This window comes from Amycolatopsis anabasis (assembly GCF_009765355.1).
GTDB classification, from domain to species: domain Bacteria; phylum Actinomycetota; class Actinomycetes; order Mycobacteriales; family Pseudonocardiaceae; genus Amycolatopsis; species Amycolatopsis anabasis.
In genome coordinates, this window is record NZ_VTHK01000066.1 from 1 (window position 1) to 409 (window position 409).

General features: G+C 65.0%; 1 protein-coding gene. It reads left to right on the forward strand.

Annotated elements, in window-relative coordinates; all coding sequences use genetic code 11:
- The coding region (locus FXO23_RS43590; protein WP_158893662.1) for a transposase at positions 1-409 on the forward strand (409 nt) is incomplete at both ends.

Sequence of the window (409 nt, forward strand, 5' to 3'; positions counted from 1 at the left end):
CGCTTCTTCTGGGGGCTGCGCCTGCACCTGGTGTGCACCCTGGGCGGGCTGCCGATCGGGTTCGCGTTGACCGGTGCGAAAGCCGACGAACGCCAGACCCTGCTCGGGATCCTCAACGCCGACCCCTGTCTGGTGCGTGAGCGCCCAGACCAGATCTTGATCGGTGACAAGAACTACTACGGTGCCGAGTTCGAAACCACCCTCACCCAGGAGGGCATCCGGCTGCTACGCCCGGCCCGCAAAGGCGAACCGGAACGTCCTGGCGCCCGGTTGTTCAAACCGCTGCGCCAAACCATCGAATCGATCAACCAGACCTTGAAAAGCCAGCTTGACCTGGAACGACACGGCGGCCACACCCCCGCAGGAGTGATCGTGCGCGTCCTGCAGCGCATCCTCGCCCTCACCACCG